General features: G+C 68.6%; 8 protein-coding genes and 1 pseudogene. 6 read left to right on the plus strand and 3 right to left on the minus strand.

The window, feature by feature from the left end:
* From AB0D14_RS44435 to AB0D14_RS44450, 4 genes are all read left to right on the plus strand, one after another.
* On the plus strand, positions 1–437 hold a 437-nt coding region (locus AB0D14_RS44435), incomplete at its 5' end, for a cbb3-type cytochrome c oxidase subunit I (RefSeq protein WP_362791097.1).
* 5 nt (positions 438–442) lie between these two features.
* Complete coding sequence (locus tag AB0D14_RS44440) at positions 443–793, plus strand: hypothetical protein (RefSeq protein WP_362791113.1); 351 nt, start codon at positions 443–445, stop codon at positions 791–793.
* Positions 794–887: 94 nt separating this feature from the next.
* Complete coding sequence (locus AB0D14_RS44445) at positions 888–1,412, plus strand: hypothetical protein (RefSeq protein WP_362791099.1); 525 nt, start codon at positions 888–890, stop codon at positions 1,410–1,412.
* Between the two features lie 145 nt (positions 1,413–1,557).
* Positions 1,558–2,790 carry a glycosyltransferase gene (locus AB0D14_RS44450; protein ID WP_362791115.1) on the plus strand — a complete coding sequence of 411 codons (1,233 nt, stop codon included), beginning with the start codon at positions 1,558–1,560 and terminating at the stop codon, positions 2,788–2,790.
* Positions 2,791–2,825: 35 nt separating this feature from the next.
* On the opposite strand, the gene AB0D14_RS44455 is transcribed toward AB0D14_RS44450, so the two are convergent.
* Positions 2,826–4,136, minus strand: coding sequence for a M6 family metalloprotease domain-containing protein (locus AB0D14_RS44455; protein WP_362791102.1), 1,311 nt, complete (start codon positions 4,134–4,136; stop codon positions 2,826–2,828).
* 234 nt (positions 4,137–4,370) lie between these two features.
* Between AB0D14_RS44455 and AB0D14_RS44460 the strand changes: the two genes are divergently transcribed.
* Positions 4,371–4,640 (plus strand): hypothetical protein, encoded by a 270-nt coding sequence (locus AB0D14_RS44460; RefSeq protein ID WP_362791105.1) that lies wholly within the window; start codon positions 4,371–4,373, stop codon positions 4,638–4,640.
* Positions 4,640–5,038 (plus strand): hypothetical protein, encoded by a 399-nt coding sequence (locus AB0D14_RS44465; protein WP_362791107.1) that lies wholly within the window; start codon positions 4,640–4,642, stop codon positions 5,036–5,038. Before AB0D14_RS44460 ends, AB0D14_RS44465 begins: the two co-directional genes overlap by 1 nt.
* 44 nt (positions 5,039–5,082) lie before the next feature.
* On the opposite strand, the gene AB0D14_RS44470 is transcribed toward AB0D14_RS44465, so the two are convergent.
* Both AB0D14_RS44470 and AB0D14_RS44475 read right to left on the minus strand, forming a co-directional pair.
* Entirely contained in the window at positions 5,083–5,295 is a 213-nt protein-coding gene (locus AB0D14_RS44470) for a hypothetical protein (RefSeq protein WP_362791110.1), read from the minus strand.
* A gap of 50 nt (positions 5,296–5,345) precedes the next feature.
* Positions 5,346–6,332 (minus strand): annotated as a pseudogene (locus AB0D14_RS44475) (PAS domain S-box protein); the annotation flags it as partial.
* Positions 6,333–6,615 lie beyond the last annotated feature (283 nt).

Raw genomic sequence — 6,615 nt, forward strand, 5'->3', positions numbered from 1 at the left:
CCGGCAAGATGCTCGACGAACGCCTCGGAAAGATCACCTTCTGGACGCTGTTCATCGGCTTCCACGGCACCTTCCTCGTCCAGCACTGGCTGGGCACGAACGGAATGCAGCGCCGGATTCCCGACTATCTGGCCGTGGAAGGGCTGACGGTCCTCAATACGGTCTCCAGTATTTTCTCCTTCGTTCTCGGTCTGTCCCTGCTGCCGTTCTTCTACAACATCTGGAAGACGGCCAAGTACGGCGAGAAGGTCGAGGTCGACGACCCGTGGGGTTACGGCCGTTCGCTGGAGTGGGCCACGTCCTGCCCGCCGCCGCGGCACAACTTCGTCGTTCTGCCGCGGATCCGTTCCGAATCCCCGGCCTTCGACCTGCACCATCCCGAAATCGGTGCGACGGGCGCCGCCCACCTTCCGGCGGCGGAGAGGGCTCTGCGGTGACCGCGATGGATGACCGGCCGATCGATCCGGGTGCGCTGATCAACGAGTTGGAGGGGCATCTGCTGATCGAGGCCACGCTTGGTGAAGGGCGCTGCGAAGCCGGGCGGTTCACCCAGCAGTTCGGGTGGCTCACCGACAGCCAGCGTGGCGAGATCGAGGAGCGTTTCGTGGCGGAGTACGTGGCGCTCGCGCGGGTTTCCTGGGAGCGTACGGCCCGGCGCGGGGCGGAATTGCGGAGCGAGTACGAGGAGGTCTATCGCGCGCTGCGGCGGCGGCTCCTCGCGGGGTTTCTGTTCGGCACGGCGGTTTTCGTCCCGGCTGCCGTCCTGGTCGTCTCGATCGCCCGGCGATCCTGATCACCTGGGCGGCCATCACGCCGATGACCCGCCCCGCTGTCAGTGCCGACTGGCAGGATCAGGCACCAAGTCGGCCGAGGAGAGGGCGGAATCAATGAAGGTGCTTGTCAGTGGCGAGGTGCATGTCGACTACGGCCAGATCTTCGTGGCGAGCGGCGGGGACGAGTGCGACCTGCACGACGCCTTCGCCGGGCAGGAGGGTGTCGGGCTCTGCGGGGGCGGGACGGACGGGACGCTGTTGCTGCTGACCGGTCTGTACATCGGCGGCGTCGGCTTCACGGCCGAACTGCATGACAGCCGACCCGCGCTGGACGAGACGTGGGAGGAGATCGTCGAGGTCCCGTTCCGGCCCCTGTCAGAGAATACGGAGCTACGGCAGTGGAACGGGAAGAACCGGTGGGAGCTGGGACTGGAGGTGCGCGACTACCGCGTGCGGTATTCCGCCACCCGTATGGATGACGGCAGGGGCAAGAACGTCCGGGAGGACGACGAGCCTCAGACCGATGACCGGTATCTGCTGCAGATCTGGCCTGCCCCGCCGGAACCGGCCCGCCTGCTCAAGCAGACCGGCAACACAGCCGCGACCTGGCACAGATTCGCCACTTCGCCCGTGGGCTGACCGCCTGCGCGGACCGGGTGCCGAACGCCCGGCGTGAACGCGGAGCCTCGGGGGCGGTGCGGGCTGCACTTTCCGCGTGCGCCCTGCGGGGCGGGGGCGTTTCAGGGCCATCGGCGCCATACTGGCCGTCGTGCGAGTAGCGATCATGACGGCGGGTTCACGGGGCGACGCCGCGCCGTACACGGGACTTGGGCACGGGCTGGCGCGGGGCGGCCACGAGGTCACGGTGGTGACACATGCGTGCTTCGAGCCCCTGGTGGCGGCTGCGGGGGTGGGATTCCATCCCTTGCCGGTGGATCCGCGGGCGGAACTGGAATCCGCCCGCGGGCGCGCGCTGCATCGCAGTACCACCGGGGTCGGCAAGCTGGCCCGGATGGTCGGGATGACGCGGTCGCTGGTGGGGCGGATGGCGGACGACCTGGTGACCGCCGCCGGCTCGGCGGACGTGCTGCTGCTGTCGAGCTCGCTGGGGCCCCTCGGTCTTGCCGTGGCCGAGGGACACGGTCTGCCGAGCATGGGCGTCTATCTCCAACCACTCGCCCCGACCGGGGAGTTCGCCCCACCGGTGATCGGTACCCGGTCGTTGGGTGCGGCGGGGAACCGGCTCGCGGGGCGCGCCGTCAATGTGGCCGTGGACCAGATCTTCGCCGACACGACACGGGCGTTGCGGACCCGGCTCGGTCTGCCGCCGCTCGGTTCACGTGCCGCCCGTCTCGCCCGTGAGCGGCGCGACTGGCAGGTCCACCACGGCTTCAGCCCCCTGGTGGTGCCCCGACCCCGTGACTGGCGGCCCGGCCTGGGCGTCGCCGGCTACTGGTGGCCGTACGACCTCGAACCCCAACTGCCCGACGCGCTACGGGACTTCCTGGACGCCGGGCCGCCGCCGGTCTTCTTCGGCCTGGGCAGTGCCACCGTGCCCGATGCCGAGCGGCTGAGCGCAGTGGTCGTACGGGCCCTGCGCGCGGCCGGGGTGCGGGGCGTCGTACAGCGGGGCTGGGCCGGGCTGGCCGCCACCGGCGACGACATGTTCACCGTGGACGAGGTCCCGCACGCGGCGCTCTTCCCGCGGATGGCCGCGGTGGTGCATCACGCGGGCGCGGGCACGACCGCGGCGGCGCTGCGCGCCGGTGTTCCGACCGTGCCCGTACCGGTCCAGTTCGACGAGGCGTTCTGGGCCGCGCGGCTCGTCTCACTCGGGGTGGCCCCGGCGGCGGTTCCGCTGCGCGGACTCACCGCCGGCACGCTCGGCGCCGCCGTGGCGCGCGCTGTGACCGAGCCCGCCCACTCGGCGCGCGCGACGGCGCTGGCAGGCCGGCTCCGCGGCGAGGACGGGGTGGGTCCCGTCCTCGCCTCCGTGGACCGGCTGGCCGGAGCCTGAGAAGCCGCCGACCGGACTGTCTGGGGCCCGGGACATCAGGCCACGGTGATGTGCACCGTCATCTCGTCGGCCCCGGGGACTCCGGCGGTCTCGATGGTGACCCCCGTCCAGGTGCCGTCGGGCAGGTTCAGCGCCGGTTCCGTCCTCTCGCCGACCGTGTTCCTGTCGTTGAACGGGTACAGGTCGTCGCTGTCACCCCGGTTGCCCCGGCCGAACATCCGCGAGAGGTCGCCCCGGCCGTCGGCCTGGAGCAGTTCGATGGCGAGGTTCGCCTCGTCGTTGACGTTGTCGATCGACTCGTCGACGACGTACACGGCGATCCCCTCGTCGGGCAGGAAGGCGTCCTGTCCGCGCCGGCGGCGGTACTCGACGAGGATGTACTGATGGTCGGACATCGTCTCGGGGTTCTGGACGAAGACCGCGCCGCCGTCCTCCGCCGCGGGCCGCAGCCTGATGTCCCGGGTGGACTTGTTGACCACCTGGGGTTCGATCCAGCCGTGGAACATCCGCAGCATGGCGGTCGGGAACACCGGCGTCAGTCCGCCGTTGCCCCATGACCCGCCCGCCATGAGGCAGTAGTTGCCGAGCCCTGCCGACCGGGTCAGCTGCTGTTGTCCGGTGTCGTAGTAGTCGGCCCAGCGCGCCGCGAGGTGGCCCCACTCATGGGCACAGACACCGACGGCGCAGTCCTCGGGCACGGTCAGGAAGGTGCGGACCGACAGGCCGGGCGCGACCTCGACGCCGCCGGGGATCGTCCACTTGAGGCTCCACAGGTCGCCGCGCTGGGTCGTCTGCTCGGCGCCTCGTCCGGCGTGGATGACGAACAGGGCGGTGACGACACCCTCGTCGAGCGCGTCGAAGGAGGTGAAGTCGACCCCGGCGTCCTTGGCCGCCAGTACCGCGTCACGCGCCAGCCCCTGCGCGTTGCGCGGGAAGTTGGCGTTCATGCCCGAGTTGTCGTCGGCGTAGAACGACAGCGGCTGTGGCATACGGAACCAGCCGTGCACCGCGCCCTGGATGTCGATGCCGGTGCCCGGCGACGTGTCGAAGGCGCTGACCTCACGGTAGAAGGAGCGCATGCTGCCGCTCGGGAACTCCTCCAGGCCGAAGAGCATGCTGTCGTAGTGGCCGGGGCCGTGATCGGCGTCGTGCGGGCGGTCGGGGAAGTCGACGAGCAGCACCACCGTCCGTACGGATCCGCGGAGCTGGGTCGCGGGGCGGGTGATCAGCTGTTTGTCGGAGCTGGGGCCGGGGTCGATCGCCCCGTCGTCGAGACCGACGAGGTTCTCGCCCCTTCGGCCCGCGCGCCATACGGAGTAGTACTCCTCGAAGGTACTATCAGGCAAGGAAAAGACCAGGTCAGAGGCTTTATCACACCCTAGACCGAAGATCGTTTCTCACGATCATCGTGAGCAGCACCCTCGCATCCCCGACCGACAGCATCGTCGACTCTGACGGGCCGTACCGTCTCCTCGTCGGCGGAAAATTGATCGACACGCAGAAGAGTGAGACCTCACAGCCAATGGGCCTGCGTTCCATCCTCTACTCACGGTAGAGGAGATCGCGGTAGGGTGCCAGGTATGGCAGCAGACGAAACGAGCATCAAGGTGAGCACCGCCGTGCGGGACCGTCTCGCGGTTCTCGCGGCCGAGCACAACACGACCATTCGCGGCGTCGTGGAGGAACTCGCACAGGAGACTCCGACCCAGGCCGAGTTCGAAGAACGCGCAGAGCAGGCCAGGGCCGAGCTCGCGTCTGCTCTTGGGTCGACGCCCAGTGCGGAGGCCGAGGCGAAGGCCCGCGGGCTGCTGGAGCGGCTGGGCGCACGAGGTCCGCAGGCGGCCGCGTAGTGGGGGCGATCGCCGTCGTTCTCGATGACACGACCGCTGCGGCCCTGTACGACCCGAAGGATGCCTTCAACGAGGCTGTCGCCGCGTTCTACGTCCAGGCGTCCGGGGGTCTCGGCACGCTGTACGCGCCGGTGCTGTCGCTGACTGCCGGCGACGTCGAGCGTCCTGGTCTGCTCAGCTACATCCGCAGCCGCAGGTTCGTTCACGTCGAGGCGTTCGATACCGACGCCGCGGTGACCGCCGCAGAGTTGCTGCGCGTCGGCCACTCCTGGGCGGCAGTCCACGCCATCCATGCGGCCCGGCCCTCTGCCGATTTCCCTTCCGGGCGCTTCTTGCTCACCTTGACGCCCGAGGTGTACGAGAGCGCTGGCGTCCAGGCGGTCCATCCCGATCAGTAACCGGATGGCGAGCGGCGTACGCCGGGTCTGCGGACTGGTGGTGGTCAGCGCAGCTTCAACGATGGAGGGCTGAACTCTGCACCAAGGCGGTGCGTCAAGGGCGGCTGCAGGCAGACGCGGCGCAGCCGCACCGCGAACAGCACGTACAGGGCCGGTGCGGCCGGGGCGGTGATGGGAGCGAACACCGCGGCCGCCGTCGCGAGGGCGGCACCCAGCGCCTGCCACCCGGCGGGATCGAGTTGGTTGCACGCAGTCACGCGACAGGTCACGTGAGGTGGACGAGGTTGGGGGATCAACGCTAGTTCGGTTCTTCGATGTCGTGGACGTGCACGAGAAGCAGGTCCGGCCCGGAGGTATCGTCGGGGATGACACTGTTCCGCAGGGAGACCCATACATACGTACCGTCCCGGTGGGAGAGCCGAAGCTCTGCCTTGCCTCCCCGGGCGGGCGTTGTCAGCAAGGTGTGCCCGTCCTCCGGGTGGACGAGGTCAGCGAAGGTACAACGGCGCATTTCTGTCGCTGATCTGCCCAGCATGTGGCACAGAGCGTTGTTCGTACGAATGACTCTGCCCGGTTGTTCTTCACTCAGCTCAGTCACCGCCATGCCCGACGTCGCATACTCGAAGGCTTCCCGGAAGGATGCCTCGCTGGCACGAAGTGCGTGCTGCTCGCGCTCCAGACGCGCCAGCGCACGTTTCATGTTCGCTTTCAGCTGGGCGTTGGCGATGGCGACCGAGGCATGGGCCGCGTACATCTGGAGTGCTTCCTGTCCCCATGCGCCGGGGCGGCGTCCGCTGCGTGGCCGGTCGACGGAGATGACACCTATCAGGTCTCGCCGGCCCTTGCCGCCGACGGAGTACAGGGGCGCGAAGAGCCGGTCACTGGGATGCCACTCGTCCTCGAACTGCGGCTCCGGTGCGTCGGTGTACCACTGGGGTACGTCGTCATCATCGAGGACCTGGCCCTCTGTGTGCGGGATGAACCGTAGGTCGCCCCATGCCTCACCCATCGAGAGCCGGCGTTCCCAGGACGCGCGGGAGCCGATCCTGCCCGCAATCAGAGCCTCCGCTGCATCGTTGCCTGCCAAGGCCGCGACAACGAGGTCACCGTCCGGCCGGACGAGATTGAGCGCGGCGAGTTCGTAGCCGAGGCCGGCAACAACGCCGACTGTGACCGCTTGCAGAGTGTCGGCGAGACTCTGGGCCGGGGAGAGCTGCCGGATCAGCTGGTCCAGCAGGCTTCGAAGGGTGGCGAGGCGGACGTACGGCTCCGACGCCGACTCGTCTGTGGACACGCTGGTGCTGATCGTCTGGCTGGCACTCCATGTGCTCCAGCTGGGTCGTGATGCCGTCGGCAGCGGCTCGTACGCCGTGTTGCGGATGAAGGGCGCCCTGCCCAAACTGTTGCGACACAGACGATGGGGTGCCGGTCTCCCACGTAAGCCGAGTTCCAGCCGCAGCTTTGTGTACAGCGTGTCCAGGTCTAGTAGACTGTCGTGGCTAAGTTTTGGGATATAGGTGGCGCAGTTTGATGCGTGCGTCGTGGGTGGTGAACTGCCAGTTCACCTGACGTTGGTC

The sequence above is a fragment of the Streptomyces sp. NPDC048484 genome (genome assembly GCF_040651415.1).
Lineage (GTDB): Bacteria > Actinomycetota > Actinomycetes > Streptomycetales > Streptomycetaceae > Streptomyces.